This window comes from Pseudomonas pharyngis (assembly GCF_021602345.1).
Taxonomy (GTDB): domain Bacteria; phylum Pseudomonadota; class Gammaproteobacteria; order Pseudomonadales; family Pseudomonadaceae; genus Aquipseudomonas; species Aquipseudomonas pharyngis.
The window spans coordinates 1-23,035 of sequence record NZ_BQID01000026.1 but is presented as its reverse complement, the minus strand read 5'-3'; the positions used below and the strand labels follow the sequence as shown (position 1 = coordinate 23,035).

15 protein-coding genes and 1 rRNA gene are annotated in these 23,035 nt (G+C 60.6%); 2 read left to right on the top strand and 14 right to left on the bottom strand.

From position 1 onward, the window contains the following. Positions 1-52: 52 nt before the first annotated feature. The 5 genes from rfbA to L6D74_RS28755 are packed head-to-tail and all read right to left on the bottom strand — an operon-like array spanning position 53 to position 6,502. Positions 53-976 carry a glucose-1-phosphate thymidylyltransferase RfbA gene (rfbA, locus tag L6D74_RS28775; RefSeq protein WP_236191484.1) on the bottom strand — a complete coding sequence of 308 codons (924 nt, stop codon included), beginning with the start codon at positions 974-976 and terminating at the stop codon, positions 53-55. A 42-nt stretch (positions 977-1,018) separates the two neighbouring features. Further along, positions 1,019-2,101 (bottom strand): dTDP-glucose 4,6-dehydratase, encoded by a 1,083-nt coding sequence (gene rfbB / locus L6D74_RS28770; protein WP_236191482.1) that lies wholly within the window; start codon positions 2,099-2,101, stop codon positions 1,019-1,021. A 54-nt stretch (positions 2,102-2,155) separates the two neighbouring features. Beyond that, positions 2,156-4,333, bottom strand: a complete 2,178-nt coding sequence (locus L6D74_RS28765; RefSeq protein ID WP_236191481.1) for a prenyltransferase/squalene oxidase repeat-containing protein — start codon at positions 4,331-4,333, stop codon at positions 2,156-2,158. Positions 4,334-4,355: 22 nt separating this feature from the next. Further along, a complete protein-coding gene (locus L6D74_RS28760; protein WP_236191480.1) occupies positions 4,356-5,606 on the bottom strand; it encodes a glycosyltransferase family 28 protein in 1,251 nt (416 codons plus the stop codon). Then, a complete protein-coding gene (locus L6D74_RS28755; RefSeq protein ID WP_236191479.1) occupies positions 5,603-6,502 on the bottom strand; it encodes an acyltransferase in 900 nt (299 codons plus the stop codon). Before L6D74_RS28755 ends, L6D74_RS28760 begins: the two co-directional genes overlap by 4 nt. A gap of 640 nt (positions 6,503-7,142) precedes the next feature. Here L6D74_RS28755 and L6D74_RS28750 point away from each other — a divergent pair. After that, positions 7,143-7,487 (top strand): cupin domain-containing protein, encoded by a 345-nt coding sequence (locus L6D74_RS28750; protein WP_007953863.1) that lies wholly within the window; start codon positions 7,143-7,145, stop codon positions 7,485-7,487. Positions 7,488-7,581: 94 nt separating this feature from the next. Here L6D74_RS28750 and mmsB read toward each other — a convergent pair whose 3' ends face one another. Then, a complete protein-coding gene (gene mmsB, locus L6D74_RS28745; protein WP_039772935.1) occupies positions 7,582-8,469 on the bottom strand; it encodes a 3-hydroxyisobutyrate dehydrogenase in 888 nt (295 codons plus the stop codon). Positions 8,470-8,478: 9 nt separating this feature from the next. Next, complete coding sequence (locus L6D74_RS28740; RefSeq protein ID WP_011332335.1) at positions 8,479-10,005, bottom strand: CoA-acylating methylmalonate-semialdehyde dehydrogenase; 1,527 nt, start codon at positions 10,003-10,005, stop codon at positions 8,479-8,481. A 149-nt stretch (positions 10,006-10,154) separates the two neighbouring features. On the opposite strand from L6D74_RS28740, the gene L6D74_RS28735 reads away from it, so the two are divergent. Next, complete coding sequence (locus L6D74_RS28735; protein ID WP_039772937.1) at positions 10,155-11,102, top strand: LysR family transcriptional regulator; 948 nt, start codon at positions 10,155-10,157, stop codon at positions 11,100-11,102. On the opposite strand, the gene yfiB is transcribed toward L6D74_RS28735, so the two are convergent. From yfiB to rrf, 7 genes are all read right to left on the bottom strand, one after another. Next, positions 11,099-11,599, bottom strand: coding sequence for an outer membrane lipoprotein YfiB (yfiB, locus tag L6D74_RS28730; RefSeq protein WP_064593291.1), 501 nt, complete (start codon positions 11,597-11,599; stop codon positions 11,099-11,101). The genes L6D74_RS28735 and yfiB overlap by 4 nt on opposite strands. Then, the gene (gene dgcN, locus L6D74_RS28725) at positions 11,599-12,867 is read right to left on the bottom strand and encodes a diguanylate cyclase DgcN/YfiN (protein ID WP_236191478.1); all 1,269 of its coding nucleotides are present in this window, start codon (positions 12,865-12,867) and stop codon (positions 11,599-11,601) included. Before dgcN ends, yfiB begins: the two co-directional genes overlap by 1 nt. Beyond that, positions 12,864-13,439: a regulatory sequestration protein YfiR gene (gene yfiR, locus L6D74_RS28720; protein ID WP_064593289.1), complete on the bottom strand. Its 576-nt coding sequence runs from the start codon at positions 13,437-13,439 to the stop codon at positions 12,864-12,866. The genes dgcN and yfiR overlap by 4 nt, the downstream gene beginning before the upstream one ends. A gap of 124 nt (positions 13,440-13,563) precedes the next feature. Continuing rightward, positions 13,564-15,666 (bottom strand): exodeoxyribonuclease V subunit alpha, encoded by a 2,103-nt coding sequence (gene recD, locus L6D74_RS28715; protein ID WP_236191476.1) that lies wholly within the window; start codon positions 15,664-15,666, stop codon positions 13,564-13,566. Beyond that, on the bottom strand, positions 15,663-19,352 hold the full coding sequence (gene recB / locus L6D74_RS28710) for an exodeoxyribonuclease V subunit beta (protein ID WP_236191474.1): 3,690 nt from the start codon (positions 19,350-19,352) through the stop codon (positions 15,663-15,665). Before recB ends, recD begins: the two co-directional genes overlap by 4 nt. After that, positions 19,349-22,801, bottom strand: coding sequence for an exodeoxyribonuclease V subunit gamma (gene recC / locus L6D74_RS28705; RefSeq protein ID WP_236191472.1), 3,453 nt, complete (start codon positions 22,799-22,801; stop codon positions 19,349-19,351). The genes recB and recC overlap by 4 nt, the downstream gene beginning before the upstream one ends. A 154-nt stretch (positions 22,802-22,955) precedes the next feature. Next, a 5S ribosomal RNA gene (gene rrf / locus L6D74_RS30385) occupies positions 22,956-23,035 on the bottom strand; the annotation flags it as partial.

The following is a 23,035-nucleotide window of genomic DNA, read 5'->3' as shown; positions in this document are numbered from 1 at the left end:
CTTTCAGTGAATGTTAAGCCCTCATCGCGAGCAGGCTCGCTCCCACATTTGATCAGGCAGCGCCTTTCAACGGGCGCTGCGCATCCATCGCCACCACCACATCATCATTGATCAAACGCGCCAGATACTGACCGTAACCGGTCTTGCTCATGCTGCCCGCATGCACCAGCAACTGCGCGTCGTCGATCCAGCCCTTGTGGTAGGCGATCTCTTCGAGGCAGGCGATTTTCAGGCCCTGGCGTTTCTCGATGGCCTGGACGAAATTGCCGGCCTCCATCAACGCATCGTGGGTGCCGGTATCCAGCCACGCCATGCCACGCCCCATCACCGACACGTTCAATTTGCCACGTTGCAGATAGACGTTGTTGACGTCAGTGATCTCCAGCTCGCCGCGCGGCGACGGCTTGATGTCGGCGGCAATCTGCAGCACTTCGTTGTCGTAGAAATACAGGCCGGTGACGGCGTAGTTGGACTTTGGATCGCTCGGTTTTTCGCAGATGCTCAGGGCCTTGCCGGTAGCATCGAATTCCACCACGCCAAAGCGCTCGGGATCGGCCACGTAGTAACCGAACACCGTCGCGCCGTCATCACGCGCCGCCGCTTGCAGCAGGGTTTCACCGAAACCGGCGCCGTAGAAAATGTTGTCGCCGAGCACCAGGCAGACGTTGTCTTCACCGACGAACTCACGACCGATGATGAACGCCTGGGCGAGGCCGTCCGGGCTTGGTTGCACCGCGTAGCTCAGGCTCAGGCCCAACTGGCTGCCGTCGCCGAGCATGCGCTGAAAGCCCGGCAGATCTTCCGGGGTGGAGATGATCAGGATCTCGCGGATTTCCGCCAGCATCAGCACCGACAGCGGGTAGTAGATCATCGGTTTGTCATACACCGGCAGCGACTGTTTCGAGACGCCCAAAGTGATCGGGTGCAGACGAGAACCGGCGCCGCCCGCCAGCAGAATTCCTTTGTACTTGGCCATGCTTTTTTCCTTTCAAGCAGTGAGATTTGAATGACTGAATGTTCAGGCCACGAGGGCTTCGTCGCGTTGCTCGCCGAGGCGCTCCAGCGCGTAGGCGCCGGACATCACCCGCATCCACCAGGCACGGTTATCCAGATACCAGTCGACAGTTTTCTGCATGCCGCTTTCGAAGGTTTCCTGCGGCGTCCAACCCAGCGTCGCGTGAATTTTTCCGGCATCGACGGCATAGCGTTTGTCGTGGCCCGGACGATCCTTGACGAAGGTGATCAGGTCGCGGAAGTGCGCAACGCCCGGCGGCTTCTCCGCACCGCGTGCCTCAAGCAGGTCGCACAGGGTCTGCACGACTTCGAGGTTGGTCTTCTCGTTGTGGCCGCCGATGTTGTAGGTCTGCCCGACCTCACCGCGAGTGACCACCGCATACAGGGCGCGGGCGTGATCCTCGACGAACAGCCAGTCGCGAATCTGCGCGCCATCGCCGTACACCGGCAACGGCTTGCCTTGCAGCGCATTGAGAATGACGTGAGGAATCAGTTTTTCCGGGAAGTGATACGGCCCGTAATTGTTCGAGCAGTTGCTCATCACCACCGGCAAGCCAAAGGTGCGATGCCAGGCGCGAACCAGATGATCGGAACCGGCCTTGGTCGCCGAGTACGGCGAGCTTGGCGCATACGGCGTGCGCTCGGTGAACGCCGGATCTTCGGGTTCCAGGTCGCCATACACCTCATCGGTGGAAATGTGATGGAAACGGAACACCGCCTGACGCGCCGCGTCCAGTCGGTTCCAGTAACCTCGCGCCGCTTCGAGCATCGTGTAGGTGCCAACGATGTTGGTTTCGATGAAGGCTTGCGGGCCATCTATCGAGCGGTCCACGTGGGACTCGGCGGCCAGATGCATCACCGCATCCGGTTGCAGCCGTGCGAACAGTTCGTCCAGCGCCGGCTTGTCGCAGATGTCGACCTGGCAGAAACGGTAACGCGGCGAATCGGACACCTCAGCCAGAGATTCGAGATTGCCGGCGTAGGTCAGTTTGTCGACGTTGATCACTTCACATTCGGTCTCTTCGATCAGAAACCGCACCACGGCCGAGCCAATGAAGCCCGCGCCCCCTGTCACTAAAATTTTCATCAGCGCCTCCCCTGGCAAAATGATGATTGAACGTCCTTCGATGCTGTGTGCGGATCAGTTCAACAACGCGACCCAGTATTGCGACAGCCCTTGCTCGAGAATCAGCAGCGTCTGGATGCAGACGAAGCTTTCGTCGGTGGTCGCCGAGGTCGCGTTGAGCGGGCCGAATCCACCGTCCTGCTTCTGATGGGCAGCGATCCAGTCTTTCGATTCCTGCAGATACGTCGGCTGCGCGTCGAGCAAATACATTGCTGCGATGGCCATGTAAGTACCCACCAGGCTGACCGCTTTGCCCGGCCGGTAATGGAACGAGCCGTTGGACAGTTGCAGGCTCTGAAGCCAGGCGACGGTCTGTTCCGCATCAACGATGCGTCGGTTGAGAATGAACAGCGTCGACACCACGCGGTACACCGAAAACGCGTCCGGCGGATAACCCGGCTTGTTTGCGAACCCGCCATCGACCGAGCGGCAGCGCAAGGCAAACGCCATCACGCCCTGCTCGTCCGGCGCCTTGGCTTCAAGGGCGTGCAGCGACAGCACCGCCAGGTTGGTGTGCCAAATATCGGAGCCGAAACCCGGCACATCGCCGAACCCGCCATCGGGGTTTTGGCACGCTTGCAGGTAACGCACGCAACCGCCGATATCGTTCGGCAACGCGCCCAGCACTCGCAGCGACAACACCGCGCAGTAGGTCGCGAACACATCGCTCAGATGCCCCGGCTGCTCGGCGAATCCGCCGTCGGTGTTTTGCGAGGCCCTGATGCAATCGATCAGGCTGGCCTTGTTTTCGATTTGCAGGCCCAGGGCGTGCAAGTCCGAAATCACATGCAGCCCGGAAAAAACCTGCCAGGTCTTGTCGGCACGGAAACCCAGCGGCGCGGTTTCGGCGGTCAGCCCGTAGGGCGTTTCATTCGACGCCCGGGCCTTGGCCAGCCACGCCAGATAACGCTGCAGATCGACCTTGATGGTCGGCACGCCATTCGGGTGAATGCGCTGCACATCACCACCGCCATCGATCACTTGCAGCTCACGGTTTACCAGCACCGCATCGTCATGATGAGTGACGGCAGCGGCCGGCGCGATGGACTGCAAGGCGTGGGCGGCGGCGAGCTGGGTTTTCAGGCTTTTCAGGTGCAGCGGCAGGTACGTCAGGTTGCCGATGCTGAAGATCCCCGGCTGACGCGGCGGCGCCCAGAACTGCCGAATGAACGGTACGGTCGGGTCATCCGGGGTCGACCAGAAGTAGCCCTTGCCCATGAACAGACCGCCATTGCGGGCGTCATGGAACTCCAGCAACGCTGCCGTCACCGAAGCCCGATCCGCTTCGCTCGCGCCGGACGGCAAGGCCTGAATCGCCTGCAACAGCAACGCCACGTCGTAGGCAGTCTTGATCGGGAATGGCGACTCGTGATTTTTGTACGAGGTGTGCCAGTCGCAACGCACTTTGCCGTTGATCCCGACCCGATCCCAATACCCGCCGTACGCCGGATCGCGGAACAGCGCCAGGGTTTGCAGCAGGAACGAACGGGCCAGATTCGACAACGCATTGTCGTCGCGCGCATCGGCCAGTCGCGCCAGCACCAGGCTGACCTGAGCACGCACGCCGCAACGGGTCAGCGCCACATCGACACAGGATTGGCTGTCGCTGCCGGCCACCCGGCCGATCAGGTTTTCTGCATGAATCTGCAAGTGCCCGACCAAGCCGAGGCCCAACGGCTGATTGTCGATACGCGCCAGCAAGGCCGTGGCGCTGATGTCGAGATCGATCGAGGTCGCCAGCTCCAGCGGCGTCGACCAGTCGCTGCTGTACAGACCAGCGATGGTGGAGCGGGCGTAGAGCGCTTCGACCTTTTCCAGCAGGCCGTGGATCGCGGCATTGTTCGCCGCGTCCTGCGGCACCCGGCGCTGATAGGCAATCAATGCCGCCAGTGCGTCCAGTTGCAATGCCAGCGTGCGGCAGCGCCCGGAGCCGTGCGGCGTCCAGTAACGGTCGGCCAGTTCGTGAAAACCGCCATTCGACGCATCATGCAAACGCATCAGCCCGTCATGGGCAAAACGCAGTTCGACATCGTCGCCGTGCTCGGCCTGATAAAGCGTCGCGGCGACCTGATCCTGCAACTGCTTGTCGCTGGAAATCGCCACCTCGCCACTGGCATCGGTCACGGCGAAAAAGCCGCCGTGGTCGATGTCCTTGAGGCCTTGATCAAATAGAAACTGCGGATGCAGTGACATGGTGAATCCCTCTTCCTTGAGGTTAAGCGGCTTTGTTTTCGGCCAGCGACACAACGCTGCCCTGGCACAACTCGATGATGCGCGTCGCGGCGCGGGCGGCACCTTCGCCATCCGGCGCAGCCACTTGCTGATGCGGTGCGTAATAGGTCGAAGCGCCGGTGTCTTTTTCCAGTTCGCCCTGGATCAGTTCGACGATACGATCACGGTCGTATCCGATATGCGTCGGGAAGCCCAGCAACTCCAGACGACGCAGAGCTTCCAGTTCGTGGTATTCGGACTTGGACGACAACAGGAACAGGGTCGGAATATTCATCGCGGCGATTTCAGTCACGGTGATCCAGCCCGGCGCCGAAATCAGCAGGCTGGCTTCGCGCAGCAGGCCCATCCAGTCCGGGTAGTACGGCACGCAGACGACGCCGTCCTGAGCCTGGATATCCTGACGGCCCAGCAACACCAGTTTCAGTTCCGGATTGCGCTCGCGCAGGATCTTGAAGCTGTCGAGGTAGGCGGCGAGCAGCGCGTCCTTGTTCTGGGCAAACATCGTGGTGCCGCTGATCGAAGCCACAATGAACGGCGAGTCGCCGAGGTTCAGTTGCTCGCGCACGTTCAAACCAGTCTGCACATTGATGTCGCGGATCATCGGGCCGACGAAATGCGCTTTGCCGCTGACCAGCGCTTCGGCCACCGGTGTGCCCAGATCGAGAGAGGCCACATACGGTTTGTCGGTCAGCACCAGTTGGCTCTGATTGATCATCCAGTTGAACTGGCTGTGCAGCGCGGTGCGGGCCCGGGCCATTTCCAGCGCGTTGACTTCGAAACCGCCGTCGGCCAGATCATGGTCTTCGAGCTGGCAAAGGGTGAAGTCGTAGCGCTCGGTGACGAACACCAGCGGCGTACCGCTGAAAATCGCGGCCAGGCAGGCGGCCATGTTGTAGTCCGACACCAGGGCGGTCGGTTTGTATTCGGCGATCAAGGCCAGGTAAGACAAAATCCGCTCGCCGGACAAGAAGGTGTTGGCGATATAACCGCCAATGTAATTATTCCAGTCGAGTTCTTTCGACAAGTTGCTCTTTTTCGAGTAATCGACCAAACGGCCGGCAATATCCACAACTTCAACGCCGGACTTTTCGAACATCGGCGTGAAGGTCGGCTGCAAGGAAGCCAATGCCACGGTCAATGGCATGTCCGGGCGCTGCTTTTTAATCGCCTGAGCGATGGACAGCGCGCGCATGTTGTGACCGGAACCGGTTGGATTGGGGGCAAATAAAATCATTCTTGAATCTCCATTAGTTGAACAACGCCATGAACCACAGTGTTTTCCAATACATCCCTTATAACCACCGAGTACGGCTTGATAACGGCACCGTCACCAATATTCAGTGGACCTACCAAGATGGCGCCCTCGCCAATAACGCAACGACTTCCAATGCGCACCGGTGCCTCCTCCCAAGGCAGTGAGCGGAACGAATGATCATGAGTGGACGCGACAATCGTGACGCCTTCGGCCAGCTCGCTGAAGGCACCGATGGTCACTCCGCCGGCCGCTTCGATCACCACGCCCGGCGCCAGTCGAGCGCCAGTGCCCAGTTCAATGCCGCCCAGTTGTGACATGCCGCCCTGACGGTTGCTGCGCCCGATCAGGATGCAGTCCCGGGCGATCTCCACCGACGCCCCTCCGCGCAATTCGGCATCGATCAAGGCGTCGTCGCTGATGTCCCAGGTCAGGGTGTCGGGGTTCAGCGACTTGAGCCGCGCGACCGACTGCGTGGACCGATCGAGCATCGACGGCAAGCCCTGGCGCGCCCGGTCCCGGACTTTGGCCAGCACCGGTTCCGGGCTCGGCCGGCCGTCCTCGACCACAGTGCGCTGGGCAATGACCCGCGCCGGGCGACCGACGACGATTGCGTCCGGCGGCACATCCGCGGTCACCAATGCGCCAGCCGCCACCACGGCCCCGGCACCGATGGAAACACCGGCAGTCACGGTGGCCTTGGCGCCCACCCAGACATTTTCGGCAATCCGAACCGGCGACTGCGCCGTCCCCAAGCACTGGGCACCAGTGGCGAACATGCTGGACTTGCCGACCGACGCGTGCTGCAAATCGCATCTGAAACCGATGAAGCAATCATCGCCGATCTGCACGTTTGTCAGGCGACTGCCGGCACGCACCCAGACGTGCCGGCCAAGCTCACTTGAACCATCAACAGTCGTCGAAACTTCAATTACGTTTATGTCGTCCACAATAAAGCCTCATTCCATTGATGCCGGGCACATAAAATTCCGATAGGCGTGCGTATCCCGCAGATATAAATCCGCCAGTGCACAAATAATTAATTAACTGTTCATTTAAGGCTTCAACTCAAAGCACGCGAGACATTGCGTCCGCGCCACTTATTAACTGTCCGGTTCATTCAACTGTCATTATTCATTAACAACAGATAGAAGTTCACACTTGAGCCAAAGGCCAAGTCAGTTGTCGAGATGAGAAAAAGCCGATTCAAGACTGTCCGTGACTCAGATAAAGCTCCGTTTTGAGGAATAGTTCTTTAGTACGAATGTTATAGTACAGACGATTTTGTTTTGCAATAGGTGTCAGAATGGTTATCTCGTTTTAGTCTAAAAATTGATTGAACTTTTATGGTGCACGCTTGTACTAAAACCGTCTGATATGCACAGCGATGGTGCGCATTCGCGAGTCACGCAGACTTGCCCCAGCGCTTACAGGCATCTGGAGGTCGACCCCAGACATTCCGACAGTACCCGCGAAAGCTACGGTGACGGCTCTAACTCCCTTTGGCCTGGAGCCGTCATGCCCGCACCTATCACCGTTCTGCGCGACACCCATCCCCTGCCCGTACTCGACGCCTGCAAATGGGAAAAGCTCGAGGGCGACCCGCACACCGTCAACCTCAACGCCTACACCAGCGAAGACGGCAGCAAGATCATGGGCACCTGGATCTGCACGCCGGGCAAGTGGCGGGTGGACTACGTGAAGTGGGAGTACTGCCATTTCCAGGAAGGCTACTGCGTGATTACCCCGGACGGCATGGAGCCGATCCACCTGCGCGCCGGCGACATCTTCGTGGTCGAGCCCGGCATGAAAGGCACCTGGGAAGTGGTCGAGACCGTGCGCAAATATTTCGTGTTCGCCTGATACAAAAAAGCCGGGAAACCACCCGACGTGATTTCCCGGCAACACCTACTGCATTGGATGTGCAGACCTGTGGCGAGCACAGGCCTGACGACGATTACTGCGGCTTGCGATAGCTGTTGATGATCGCCGAGAAGTCCTTGCCCCCTTCCCCGCGCTGACTCATCGCCTGATACAACTGCTGCGCCACCGCGCCCAGCACCACTGGCTGATGGGCCTGACGCGCCGCTTCGGTAGCCAGCCCCAGATCCTTGAGCATCAGCTCGGCGCCGAAGCCACCCGTGTAGCCGCGTGAGGCCGGCGCCGTTTCGACGATGCCTGGCCATGGGTTGTACATTTCCGAACTCCAGCAACGACCGGTAGAGCTGTTGATGATCCCGGCGAGCACCGTGGTGTCGATCCCCAGCGCATCACCCAGCGCCATCGCCTCGCTGACGCCAACCATCGAAATGGCGAGCAACAGGTTGTTGCAGATCTTGGCGATCTGGCCGGTGCCGACCTCACCGCAATGCACGATGTTGCGGCCCATCTGCGCCAGCACCGGTTGCAGAGTGGCGAACAGTTCCGGGGTGGCGCCGACCATGAAGGTCAGCGTCCCGGCCGTGGCGCCGCCTGTGCCGCCGGACACCGGCGCATCGGCCATGGCCACGCCTTGTTTGGCAGCCGCCGCCGCCACATCGCGCGCCGTCTGCGGATCGATGGTGCTGCAATCCACTGCCGGCACGCCTTTGCCGATCCCGGCCAGCACGCCGTCTTCACCGAGCCAGACGCTGCGTACATGCACCGCAGCCGGCAACATGGTGATCACCAGTTCAGCATCTTCAGCAGCTTCGCGAGCCGAAGCGCGGATGGTGCCGCCCAGTTGCTCAAGTTCCGCCAGCACGGTCTTGTTCAGGTCCACCAGGTTCAGCGAATGCCCGGCCTTGATCAGGTTGCGCGCCATCGGCGCGCCCATGTTGCCCAGCCCGATAAATGCGATTTTCATGGCCGTTCCTCAGCGCAGGTTGATGGTGGTGTTCACGCCGTCGTTGACGCTGTCGTCGTCGAACCAGCGCGCCGTGACCGTTTTGGTCTGGGTGTAGAACTGCACCACTTGCTTGCCGTACGGGCCGAGGTCGCCGAGTTTCGAACCGCGCGAACCGGTAAAGCTGAAGAACGGAACCGGTACCGGAATCGGGATGTTGATGCCGACCTGGCCGACGTCGATTTCAGTCTGGAACTTACGCGCCGCCGCACCGCTCTGGGTGAACAGGCCCGTGCCGTTGCCGAACGGGTTGGCGTTGACCAGCGCGATGGCCTGATCAAGGGTGTCGACTTCCAGCACCACCAGCACCGGGCCGAAGATTTCCTGGGTGTAGATCTGCATGTCAGTGGTGACCCCGGAGAACAGGGTCGGGCCGACGAAGTTGCCTTTCTCGTAGCCCGGCACGCTGATATCGCGTCCGTCCAGCTCGAGTTTCGCGCCTTCCTTGATGCCGCTTTCGATCAGATCGAGAATTCGCGCCTTGGCCTTTTTCGAAATCACCGGGCCCACGTCGGTGCCCGGCTCGTTGCCGGCGTTGACCTTGAGTTTCTGCGCCAGCGCTTTCAGATCCGGCAGCCACTGTTTGGCCGCGCCCACCAGCACCACCACCGAAGTGGCCATGCAACGTTGACCCGCCGCACCGAAACCGGCGCCGACCAAGGCATTGAGCGCTTGCTCGCGATTGGCATCCGGCAGCACCACCGCGTGGTTCTTCGCGCCCATCATCGATTGCACGCGCTTGCCGTGCTTACCGGCCAGGTCATAAACGTGAGTGCCGACGGCGGTCGAACCGACGAACGAAACCGCCTTGATGTCCTTGTGGGTGCACAGGCCATCGACCACGTCCTTGCCACCATGAACGACGTTAAGCACGCCTGCCGGAATGCCGGCTTCAATCGCCAGCTCCACCAGCAACATGGTCGACAGCGGATCCTGTTCAGATGGTTTGAGGACGAAGGTGTTGCCGCAGGCAATGGCCATCGGGAACATCCACAGCGGAATCATTGCCGGGAAGTTGAACGGGGTAATGCCGGCGCAGACGCCGATCGGTTGGCGCAGGGTGTAGGTGTCGACGCCGCCGGCGACGTTCTCGGCGAACTCGCCCATTTGCAGGCTGCCGATGGAGCAGGCGTGCTCGACCACCTCCAGGCCACGGAAAATGTCGCCTTCGGCATCGGCAATGGTCTTGCCCTGCTCGGCGCTCAGCACCACGGCGATGCGTTTGGAATGTTCGCGGATCAACGCCTGCAGCTTGAGCATGATGCGCATGCGCGCCCCAATCGGGGTCAGCTTCCAGGTCTGGAAGGCGCGCTGGGCGGCGCTGACAGCAGCGTCGACTTCAGCGGCGGTGGCGAACGGGACTTTGGCCAGCACTTGCTGGGTCGCCGGGTTGACGATGTCGTGCCACTCGGTGGTCTGCGACTCGACCCACTCGCCGTCGATCAGCAGCTTGACCTTCTGGATCGTGGTTTCGTTGGGCGTAAGCGATGCGTTCATGCTGGTCTCCAGAACTTGTTTTTATCTTAGGAGCCAAGGCGAAAGGTTCGCCTTGAGATGAGGCGTGTGTCACGAATTGGTTGTCGGACTGTTTTTGGAGTATAGATGTGCAAACTTCTAATAAGAACGCACATATAAGCCCGTCCATCATGCAAAAAAACATCACCTCTCTAGGCTCGCTGAATTGGGATGACCTCAAGTTTTTCCTTGAAGTCGCCCGTACCCGCAAGGCCAGCACGGCGGCTAAACGCCTGGCGGTGGACTACACCACCGTGTCGCGGCGGATCAGTTCGCTGGAAGCGGCGCTCGGTACCTTGCTGTTCGAAAAGTCCCGCACCAGCGGTTTCGTGCTGACTGCCGAAGGCCAGCGCCTGCTGAGTTATGCCGAGTCGATCGAAAGCACGCTGCACATGGCCTGCGAGCAAGTTTCGGGCTCCGGCGTCGCACTGTCCGGGCACGTGCGGATGGGTTGCACCGAAGGTTTCGGCAGCTTCTTCATCACCCCGCAACTGAGCCACTTCGTCGACGCCTACCCGGCGATCTCGGTGGACATCCTGCCGCTGCCACACTTCATCAGCCTGTCCAAACGCGAGGCCGACATCGTCATCGCCCTCGAGCGCCCGGAACACGGGCCGTACGTGTGCTGCAAACTCTGCGACTACCGCTTGCAGCTGTACGCGACCCAGGAATATCTCGACAAACACCCGCCGATCCGCCGCCCCGCCGACCTGGGCAAGCATCAATTCATCAGTTACGTGGATGACCTGGCGTTCAGCTCGGAGCTGCTGTATCTGGCGAACGTGTTGCCCGGTGCCAGCGCCAATTTACGCAGCACCAGCGTGATTGCGCAGTTCGTGGCGGCGCAGCAGGGGCGCTCATTGGCGATTCTGCCGTGCTTTCTCGCGGCTCAGGATCCGCGCCTGTTGCCGGTGCTGCCGGAGGAAATCGATATCACCCGGCAGTTCTGGATGTACTGCCGGGAAGATCTGCGCAAGCTCAAGCGGATCACCCTGTTGTGGGATTACATCCGTGAGGTGACCGAGCGCAATCAGGCGCTGTTGATGGGTGAAACTCGAGAGATGCAGTTCGCCGACTAATCGGCGCTGACCACGATCGACACCCGGCGGTTTTCGGTGCGGCCGGCGGCGGTATCGTTGGAGGCGACCGGTTCGCGGCTGCCGAGGCCTTGCAACTGGATGTTCTCTTCTTTCATGCCGACCGAGGTCAGCACTTTGCCGACGCTTTTCGCGCGACGCAGTGACAGCTGCTGGTTATAGGTTTCCTTGCCCGAAGCGTCGGTGTGGCCATCCACTCGTACCCGTTCGATGCCGACACCCAGCAAGGCTTTACCGATACGCTCGACGATTTCGGTACTTTGCTGATTCAGGCTTTCGACATCGCTGCCAAACAATACTTTGCCCGACAGGCCAAACTCCCAGCCGTCATCGGTCAGCTCGAAGCCTTGCTGCTTGAGAACCGCGACCTGGGCCGGCGTCAGGCCTTTTTGCGGGGCGGTCTGGCAACCGGTCAGGGCCAGCATGGCCGTCAGCAACAGAGTGGAAAACAGGCGAAAGGAAAGTGAGGACACGGGCATCAGCTCCTGGTTTGAACGGAATCGACCGGGTACTCCGTCCCGGCCGTGAATTGGGCGCCGCGCGACAAACGCTTGGCTTGATACATCGCGGCATCGGCCGCATCAAGCAAGGTGCCAGGCGTGACGCCATGATCGGGGTAAACCGCGATGCCGATACTGAGCGACGTCACGACACTGCTGTCGCCCGGCAGCGCAATCGGGGTGTCCATGCTGGCGAGGATCTTGTCGGCAATGCGTTCGGCGTCTTCGGTCTTGTGCAACGGCGTGAGCAGAACGGCGAACTCGTCACCGCCCAGACGCGCCACCAGATCCTCTTCACGCAACTGCGCCCGCACCCGATTCGCCACCGCCACCAGCACGGCATCGCCAGCGGCATGACCGAAGTTGTCGTTGATGTCCTTGAAACGGTCGCTGTCGAGAAACAGCACCGCCACTTGCTCATTCAACTTGTGGGCATTGCGCAGAGCACGGATCAGGCGGCCTTCGAAAAAGGCCCGGTTCGGCAACCCGGTGAGGCTGTCATGGCTGGCCTGATGGGCGAGGGTTTCGTTCTCGCTCTGCAAGTGGGTTTGCCAGGATTCGAGTTCATCGAGCAGGGCATTGAAGTCGGCGCCGAGGTTGTCCAGTTCGGCAATTTTTGCCCGTGGCACCCGTCGATCCAGTGCCCGCTCGCTGCGGGCCGCATGCGCCACCGCCGCCAGGCTGTGCAACGGGCCGATGATCCTGCGCAACTGACGCTGCGCCAGGTACAGCGCGACCCAGGCGCTGATCGCCGTGCAGAGAATGATCCCCGCCAGACCGCTCAACAGAAAACGCATCAGGCTGCCACCGTGGCCGATCAGCAAGATCCGCCCGATCTCGCGATCCTGATGCTGGATCGGCAGGTTGATGGGTTTTTCCAGAATGACTCGCGCGACCTGCATCTCCAGCTCGGAAATCAGGCCGTTCTCCGGACGCTGCCAGCGTGCGAGCAATTGGCCCTGAGTGTCCAGCACCTGGGCATCGGCCACTTCTTCGGTCGAGGCGATCAACGCCAGCGCTTCGGTCGCGGCGGCCTTGTCGTTGAACACCACGGCGGCTTCCACGGTGTAACTGATCGAGCGGGCGATCAAGTGCAGGTTGTGATCGGCATAGACCCGCAGCGCCAGCACCCCGAGCAGCGTCAGCGACACACTGGCCATTGCCACGGCGACCAGCGCCACAATCAGGTTGCCACGGCCGATGACCGAGCCGAGGGTCGGGCGCCCTGTGGATTTGTCGCGTCTCATGGCACCGCCGGTTTGCGGCGCGACAACTGCAGCACGCTGGGGTGAATGCGCACACCGCTGCGAGCGACGGAGTCGAGATTGACCTCGAACGACACTTGTTCATCACCGACCCGCAGGCAGAACAGACTGCCGACCGTGCATTGATCGCCGCCTTCGCTGATGCTCAGCACCGGATGGCCGATCAGGGACGCGAACAGCCGGCTGCGTTCGTCTGTGGTGAGTTTGCCGATATAGACCGCGTCGCACTCGCTGACGATGGCCGGATTGTCGGCCAACAGCCGGCGCACGATGACCGGACGACCCGTGGCCTGGGTCGTGCCCTTGACCAGGTCATCGGTGTATTCGGTCGGGCCGACGATGCACAGGCGCAACTGCGCCGGCTCTACCGGCCAGCGCGCATAACTGAGGATACCGAGGACAACCTGAGTGACGGATTTGGCCCGCTGTTCGGCCATCCCCGCAGGGGCTGGAGTCTGGGCAGCGGCCACACCCGTGAGCAAACAGAGTGCAACGGCAAGCAATGCCGGCTTGCAGACAACTACGCGCTCTGTCGCCCAGACAGCCACCTTCATGCAGGGATTCTCTTGGATCGTTACGAAATGATGCCGCAACGATAGCACAGCGCTGGAACACCAGCGATACAGCGACCTCTGACCGGTCGGTCAATAATCGTCAGTCATCCAGGCACCTTCATCCTCAAGGCGCCCTTCCTTCTTCCAGTTCCAGCATCAGTCCGCTCAAGCGCTTCACCTTGCGTTGTACTGCCTCTTCAAATACGCCATTGCGGGGTTCGATCAAGGTGAACCAGTCCTTGGCCCGAGTAATTCCGGTGTATATCAGTTCCTTGGTCAACACGGGGTTCAGGGCGTCCGGCAGGATCAGCGCGGTATGGGCAAACTCCGAGCCCTGTGACTTGTGCACGGTCATGGCGTACACGGTCTCGACATCATTGAGCCGGCTCGGCAACACGAAACGCACCCCACCGCGCCCGTCGTTACGCGGGAACGCCACTCGCAACACCGACTTACCGGCATCCGGGCCATCGCGCTCGGGGAGTTTCAGGGCGATACCGATGTCACCGTTCATCAGCCCGAGGCCATAGTCGTTTCGAGTCATCAACACCGGCCGGCCTTCGTACCATTGCTGGTCGCTCTCGATCAGCCGCGCCTTGAGCAATGCATCGGTGATGCGCTGATTAAGCCCCTCAACACCCCACGGCCCTTTGCGCACTGCGCACAACAACTGGAAGGTATCGAAGGCCCGCAGGACGTCACGCGCCCAATCGACCCAACCCGGGTTCTCGAGCGGCGTTCCGCTCACCGGACGTCGATCGCGCAAAATGCTCAGATAGTGTCGATAACCGTGGGGGCCTTCGCCGTGTCCATCGAGCACCAGGTGCTCAAGTTTCCGGTCGTGCTCGTTCTGAAGTGGCAACGAAAACACATCGCCATGGGTTTTGGCATCCAGCAACTGGCGAGCCTCGTCCGAGAGTTGCTTATTCACCCGTCGCGCCAGTTGACCGATGCCGCTGCCCTCGCCGAAACGCCGTGAGTGACGCAACATCACCACTTGCTGGGCCAGCGGGTGCGAGCTGTCACTGCCTTCTTGCAAACCGCTGTCTTGCAGGGATTCGCCGCTCACCGCTTCCAGCCACTGGCGAGTCTGCGGACTGTACCAACCCGCTTCGGCATCACGGCACAAATCGCCCAGCACCGCGCCAGCCTCCACCGAGGCCAGTTGATCCTTGTCGCCCAGCAACACCAGTCGAGCATGAGGCGGCAAGGCATCAAGCAGATTGGCCATCATTTCCAGGTCGATCATGGATGCTTCATCGACCACCAGTACATCCAGTGGCAGGCGGTTACCGGCATGGTGGCGAAAGTGCCGCGTGCCGGGACGGCTGCCAAGCAGGCGGTGTACCGTGGTCACCTCGGTCGGGATTTTTTCCCGGACACTGTCAGCGACCTTCAGCGACTGCACCTGCTGACTGATGGACTCGGTCAGCCGCGCCGCCGCTTTACCGGTAGGCGCCGCGAGCCGAATGCGCAGTGGCTGATGAGCCTCGACCGCAGGTGCCTGGAGCAACGCCAGCAAACGGACCACCGTCGTCGTCTTGCCGGTGCCCGGGCCGCCCGTGATGATGCTGAAGGCACTCCGAGTAGCCAGGGCGCAGGCGAGTTTCTGCCAGTCGATGACATCCGCACGCTGGGCCGGATCGAACAGTGCGTCCAACCGCCGAGCAAGATCGGGTGGTGTCGCTTCCTGCTCCGCGAGTCGCTGACGCAGTGCGCTGTCGATACGCCGCTCGTAGGCCCAATAGCGCCGCAAGTACAAGCGTTTGCCGGACAACACCAGCGGGCGCTCCTGAGCCGACGCACCTTCGTCGGCGGCCAGTGCCAACAGCGAACTGCCGGCCAGTACATTGCACCAGTGCGCCCCGTCGAGTGTTTCAAGCAGCTGCGATGGCAGCAGCAATGCACCGGGTTGCATGTCCCCTTCCGGAGGCAAAGACAGGGCGAAATCCGGCGCCTTGAGGGTTTCAAACAGATCCAGGCACACATGTCCATGGCCGAGCTGGTGACTGGTCAATGCGGCGGCGAGCAACACCAGCGGATCGACATCGGGTGCCAATTCATGAAGAAAAGCCACGAATGCCTTGTCCAGTGCCCGCAGCCATCCGCGCTCGACCCAGCGGGTGAGCAATAGCAGCAGATCATCGGCACAGGTGAGAGGTGTCAGCTGCGCGAGGCTGTCGGCGGTCAGCGGCGTGGGCAGCAGGTCGGCGAACGTCCGATTCATAGCAATTCTCCCTGCACCCACGCGGGCTCGGCCCTGGGTTGCGGTTTACCCTGGAACATGATGTCCAGACGCTCGATCAGCTCCCGTGGTGGGCGTGCGAAGTAAACGCCACCACCAGGCGCCCGAGTTCCACGCAGAAACAGATACAACGCGCCGCCGATATGCCGGTCGTAGTCGTAATCGGCGAGCCGCGCCTTGAGCTGACGATGCAGTGCCAACAGGTACAGCACGTATTGCAGGTCGTAACGGTTGTCGAGGATCGACTGCTCCATGGCCCGTTCGGTGTACGCGGCGTCATCGACGCCCAGCCAGTTGGATTTGTAATCGGCCACGTAGTACCGACCCTCGTGCTCGAACGTCAGGTCGATAAAGCCTTTGAACATACCATTGAGCTGCACCGCTTCGGCGCCGACCCGGGCCACACCGTTGTGAGTGAATTGACGCACCTGTTCGTCGAGCTTGAGCACGTCGACCTTGTGGCTGGCGAACCAGAACTCCATCTCGACCCGATATTGCTTCAATTGCTCAAGCACCACTGGCGGTTGGTCGAGGCCCGCAGGCAGTGGCAGTTTGAGCAAGTGTTGCAACCAGTCGCCGAGGGTGGTGATCCAGCCCTCCCAGCCCCGTCGATTGCAACGCCGGGCGATCGCATCATCGAGCGACTCGCGGGTGACCGCGAAGCCCTCCTCACCCGCCCACTCGAGCAAACCGTGAAGAAACGTTCCCGGATTCGGTCCACGAGGGAAACGGTGAATATCAGCTCCGCCGGCGATGATCTCGCGCGGTGCTTCAGGATCGAGGCGTTCGTCGTCGAACAGCTTTTGCGCTTGCGGACTGTCGGGGGCTTCGTCGTTGCCAACGCTCAGCACGTCACTGATGCGCAAGGCACTGTACGAAGCGATCCACCAGTTCTCGCTGGCCCTGCGGCTCGGTAAAAGGGTGGCACGCAGAGTGGCTTCGTTACGCGGAGGCTGGTAAACCTCGCTGGTGGCTTGTGGCATTTCAACAACGCTCAGCGCCGAACAATCCTGTTGCAGATCGTCCAGCCAGCGGGCCAATCCGCTGGATTCGTTCAACGTTACGCCGCCGCCCAACAGATAGCCCAGCGCAGAAAGATGCAGCACCGAGCTGCTGTGGTTGCCGCGCTTGAGATCCGTCACCCCAAGCCAGCAAGCGTGTTGTGCGCGGGTCAGCGCGACGTAGAGCAAACGCAGATCCTCTGCCAGGCGTTCGGTGTCCGCCACAGCGATCAGTTCCGCGTCGGGCTTCAGGCTGATGCGAGCCTTGCCGGATTCATCGTGGTAGTGCAGCGGCAATCGACTGCCATCTACCGGTTTAGCCGAGCAGATGAAAGGCAGGAACACCAACGGGTACTCGAGCCCCTTGGATTTGTGAATGGTCACGACCTTGACCAGTTGTTCGTCGCTTTCAAGACGCAGGATCTGCTCTTCACCTGCCTGCCCAGACAGCGACAGATGCTCGGCCAGATGGCGGATCAGTGCCTGCTCACCATCGAGTTCCGACGCGGCCTGTTGCAACAACTCCGACAGGTGCAACAGGTTGGTCAGCACCCGCTCACCATCACTGCGGGCAATGAGCATCTGCGGCAGTTGAAAGTCGTGCAGCAGGCGCCGCAACATCGGCAGCACCCCTTGCTTGCGCCATAGCTCACGGTAACCACGGAACTGCATGACCCGGGTTTCCCAGACCAGTTCGTCCTGATTCAGACGCTCCAGTTCAGCCAGTGGCAGATTCAGCGTGATGCACGCCAGCGCCGCTTTCAGGGAGCGCTCGACATCCGGCTCGGCGCACGCCTTGAGCCACGACAACAGGTCATGGGCTTCCTGTGCGGCAAAGACCGAGTCCTTGTCCGACAGATAAACGCTGCGGACTCCACGCGCTGCGAGCTCACCGCGTATCGCCTGCGCCTCTTTACCGTCGCGCACCAGGATCGCAATGTCCGCTGGCCGCAGTCCACGCCAATCCTTGCCCTCCTGCGCAAACCCGACGCGACCGGTCTGCCCGCCATTGAGCAGGGCTGTGATCTCACTGGCGCAGGCTGCCGCCAACTGCTGGCGATAAACTGCCCCGGACAGTGGCTTGTCGGTAGATAGATGCCAGATGTTCAGCGCCGGTACGTCCAGCCCGGCTACCTGCAAATGTTCTTTGCGTCCCTGCGCCTCCACAGGCTGGAACGGCACCGGGTTATCGCCGTTTTTCTCTCGGAACAGAAACGCCCCGCGCCCTTGCTCACGGGCCTCGGCACGCTCGAACACATGGTTGACCGCACGGACCATCCCGTGACTGGAACGGAAGTTCGTGCCCAGGGTATGCAGGCGTCCGGTTGTGGCCTGGCGGGCTCGCAGGTAGGTGTAGATATCCGCGCCACGGAAGGCATAGATCGCCTGCTTGGGGTCGCCAATCAGGAACAGCCCGGTCTCGGGGTTATTCTCTTCAATGCGATAGATGCTTTCGAAAATCCGGTACTGCACCGGATCCGTGTCTTGGAATTCATCGATCAAAGCTACGGGGAACTGCTCGCGAATAAGCGTGGCGAGACGCTCCCCGCCGTCGGACTGCAAGGCCGCATCCAGACGCAGCAGCATGTCGTCGAAACCCATTTCGGCTCGACGGCGCTTCTCATCTTCAAAGCGAGCACCGACCCATTTGGCAGCATGCTGCAGCACCGCCGCATCGGGCGTCGGCAAATTGTCGAGACTCGACTTGAGCACAGGCATGGCATCCAGGCCCGGGTGACTCGGCGGCTCGCCCTTCCAGGCTTCAGCCATGCCCTCCGGTGTGAGCCGGGCGAACCCGGTGCCGATATCCAATTGTTCGAGCGTCTCGTCCTCAGCCCAGGCCTTGAGCTTTTCAAACCAGGGTTCGAAATAGCGGGCCTGCATCTTGCGCCCATCCACCGTTTTGTTGGCGACACCCTGATGGCAGATAGCGAGCAACTCATCGGACCACTGCCGCCATGGTCCCTTCAACTCCACCAATGCCGCACGGCGTTCCTGCTGGCATTCTTCGATCAGTTCGGATGGCGTCTGGTCTGAGTTCCCTTCGCGCTCGGTGCCAAACAGCCCCCGTACACGCGGCAACAGGGCCGCCGGCCCTCCCCAGTGACTGCGGACCCAGCTCAAGGCGTCGCCCTGCATCGGGTAGCAGAACAGCCGCCAATAATCGCGCAACACTTCGCCGAGCAGGTCGCTGTGATCGGTTTCCAGGGTCTGGGTAAACAGACTGCCGCTGTCGAACGCATGCTCGCGCAGCATTCGCTGACACCAACTGTGGATCGTCGAGACCGCGGCCTCGTCCATCCATTGCGCAGCGATGTCCAGGCGATTGGCGCAGCCGGGCCATTGTTGCGGATCGAACTCTGCACGCAGTTCATCGATCAGCGCATCAGGGGCAGGCGTCTCGTCACGAAAGAAACGGGCGGCCTCGGCCAGACGCGTGCGTATGCGCTCGCGCAGTTCTTTGGTGGCTGCGTCGGTGAAGGTCACCACGAGAATCTGCGGGGGCAACAGCTCTCGACCGAAACCACTCGCCTCGCCTCCGTGGCCAAGGATCAACCGCAGATACAACGCCGAAATGGTAAACGTCTTGCCAGTGCCCGCGCTGGCTTCGATCAGTTGGCTGCCCCTTAACGGGAATGCCAGCGCGAGCGGCTGTTGATTGCTCATGCGCCTGCCTCCTCGAGGGTCCATGAGCGCCAAGGTGCCTCGAGCAGCGGGCGATAAAGCGCATCACACCAACCGGAGAAGGTTTCATCCGCCTGCAGTGCATCGTAGTCGGGGAACTGTCGGGCCAGAGCCGGGCTTTCGCGACGTTCACCTTCGCTGGTCTGACCATCCCCTTCATAGGCTTTACGGGCAGCCGCTTCAGCCTTGACCGGATCGGTCTGTGCCAGCCACGCAAAAGCCGTTTTCACCGCGACCGGCAGCGGCTGGCGCATGCCCGTCTGCCAGGCGAGCAGCAGATCCTCAAGAATTCGCCCCGCTCGGGTTGGTTCCAGAGGATCAAGAAGGAGCGTGTCATCACTGGCCACCAGTGCGGTCGTCAGGGAAAGCCCACTGGCACACGCGACAAGGTGACTGACCCATGATTTGGTCATGCGATGCCATTTGCGGCTCTTGATCGAGCCTATGCTGTTGGGGATCGTCGTGACCGACAGCACGCCGCCATCGGCGCGCCGGTGCAAACTGCCCAGCCATCCCTCCAGACGCAGTTCCTGCCATTCAAAATTGACCGGTAGCGCGTTGGTCAATGGCATTGGCCATAACGCCAACAGCTGTTGATAGCGTTGCAACAAGTCTGGCAAAGGTTCGATCAACTCTCGCTGAAGGCACTCACCGAATCCGGCTATGGGCAACAGTCCGCTGTTTTGCAGGCGACGGGCCTGAGACTCGAGTGCCTGACCAACATTGTCCGGGTGTCTCAAGGCGGCCCCGAGCAAGCTGTCGCTGAGCATGTATCGCTGCAACGCATCCAGCACAAAGGGTTCCTCGTCAGCCTGAGGTACCTGCGCCGCTTCGAAGTAAACTTTGAGGCGCTGAGTGAAAAAGTGTCGGACCGGATTGCGCAGGAAGTCCTGCAACAGCTCCAGGCTCAACGGCTCCTCCTGGACATGCGGGTCAAGCATTGTTGCGACGTCGTTCCGTTCGTGACGTTGATGCAGCACCTGCCATTCGCTGGCGTAGCTGAACAATTTGTCTTCGTCGTGGAAGTAGCGCGAACTGAATGGCTGCAACGGATGCTCCTGGGTCATGGCAATCAGGAGATCCTCGTTGTCGTCAGCCGATCGCCATCCATTGGCGAGATGATCGCGCAACTGGCCGATCAACACAGAGGCTGGCCGATCACTGTTGTCGCGAATGCTGCGACCGACCCAACTGATGTAGAGCTGATGACGAGCGGACAAGAGTGCCTCTAGCAGAAGATAACGATCATCCTCACGACGGGAACGGTCTCCCGGCCGGTAGTCGCTGCCCATGAGATCGAAGTCCAACGGTGGTTGAGCGCGTGGATAATCGCCATCGTTCATGCCCAACAGACAAACCAGTCTGAACGGAATCGCGCGCATCGGCATCAGCGTGCAAAAGTTAACGGCTCCGGCCAGAAAGCGCTGCGACAGACGCCCCTGATCCAGCCCTGCCAGCCAGGCCTCACGGACGACGGTCAGTGGCAGCTCGTCCAGCAGACCGACGGCTTCACAGGTTTCAAGCCAGGTTTCGCGCAACTCCTCGAGTTGAGCCAGCAGGTAGTCGTCATGCTCGTCTTCGGGTTTGAAAAAAAGCTGCATCAACGCCTGAAGCCGATACCCCCACTCCTGTGGCTGTGCAGGCCTCATCAGTTGCTGATACGAGAGTTCCAGTGCATCCAGCAATGCTACCAACGGGCCGATCAGCGCGGCATCGAGACCACCGATTTCGTCGTACGGCTCGATATCCCCACAGGCGCCGGAACTGCCGACGGCATAACCGAGCAGCATCCGGCGCAAGCCAAAGCGCCAACTGTTTTGCTCCAACTCGTCGGGCAATCCCAGCTCGGCACGTTGCCCGGCATCGATGCCCCAACGCACCCCGGCCCCCTCGATCCAGCGATGCAGGGTCGGCAAGTCTCGCTCCTGCACACCAAACCTGGCGCGTAACGCAGGAACGTCGAGCAAGTCGAGGATCTCACTGACGGGAAAACGGCTATCCGGCAGCTTGAGCAGATGCTCGACCGCGATCAGCAATGGATCTCGTCCGCGTTGCCCCTGATCGGCCATGGTGAAGGGAATGAAGCGTGGGTCATGACGATCCAGCTGACCAAAGACGGCGCGGATATGCGGCGCATAACTATCGATGTCAGGCACCATCACGATCACATCGCGAGGGCGTAATTGCGGGTTCGCGCTGAAACGGGCCAAGAGCTGGTCGTGAAGAATCTCCACTTCGCGCTGGGCGCTATGGGCAATATGAAAGCGGATCGAATCGTCTTGAGTCAGATCGACTGCCGGCCAGCGCGCTCGAGTCTCGCTGAGTGGCCGCAGTTCCAGAATATCGTCCTGTAACTGATTGAGCATGTTCTCCGGCTGTGTTTCGCTGAACAGATCGATACGCCCGTTACGAAATGCTGCGCGATAGCTGTCAGGCTCGTCGTAGCTGTCGAGAAGGTTGATGTAATCACGACCTTGCTTACCCCATGCAGCGAGGAGCGGGTGAGCATGTTGGTGGAGTGATTCCGAGTCCAGCACCACAGGCATGCCGTTTTTGCGGGCTTGTCGCTTGTACTGATGACGTAGTAGATCCTTGTCGGCAACGATATCGGCCCAGTGATAACGACAGGGGTTATGGACGCACAACAAAACCTGGCTGAAACGGGAAAGCCCGGCCAACGCTTCCAGTACTTGTGCGGGCAACGAGGAAATTCCAAAAACGATCACTCGCTGGGGAAGTCCGGACGGTGCGCTTTCAAGACTGTTGATGCGCTCCATGAATCGCTGGTGCACGCCTGCCCGACTTTGGGCCATGCCTTGCTCGCCCACATCGTCCAGCAGGGCGCGCCACAACTCTGCCTGCCAGCAACTGGACGCTGGGAGCGGCTTCGTTTCACCTCTTACATTGCGAAGCTGATGATGCCCCTCTGCCCAGTCCTCAAGCCAATCAGCGCGGTAAACCTGATATTGGTCGAAGAGGTCAGCCAAGCGTTCGGACAACTGGTAACGCTTGCGCAGATCGGTGTCATGGGTGAGAAAGCGTTGCAGCGGTTCGAAATGCGGCCGGTTGATGACCTGTGGCAACAGGCGCATCAGACGCCAGGTCAACGGTGCCTTGTCGAGCAGCGACTTTGCCGGAATTTCCTCTCGGCCCAGCACCATCCGGTAAAGCTGCCACATGAAACTGCCCGGCAGTTGCACATCAATTGCGGCGGCGATACCACAGCCGCCTAAGTCGTCTGCTTCAGGATCCTCAGCCAGTGCCAGCTTGAGCCATTGAGCGATGCCGTTGCTCTGTACGAGTGCAATTTCGTTCTCCAAGGGAGCCAGTGGATAACGCCGCATGATGCTGATCACAAGGCTGCGCAGTTCATCCAGGCTATTGCTCTGAACGACCATGAATGCAGCGTTGAGGGACTGGGTGTCCGGCATGAAGGCTTCCTTGGAAAAGTACAAAAGCTAGGACTGAACCTTAGCATTGTCGGCTGGCGAGGACAGCCGCAAGGCGTCCGAGAATGCCGTACGAACTTTCCTGCGGGCAAAACAAAACCCCAACTGCTTTCGCAATTGGGGTTTCGGAATTTAATCTTGACGATGACCTACTCTCACATGGGGAAACCCCACACTACCATCGGCGATGCATCGTTTCACTTCTGAGTTCGGGAT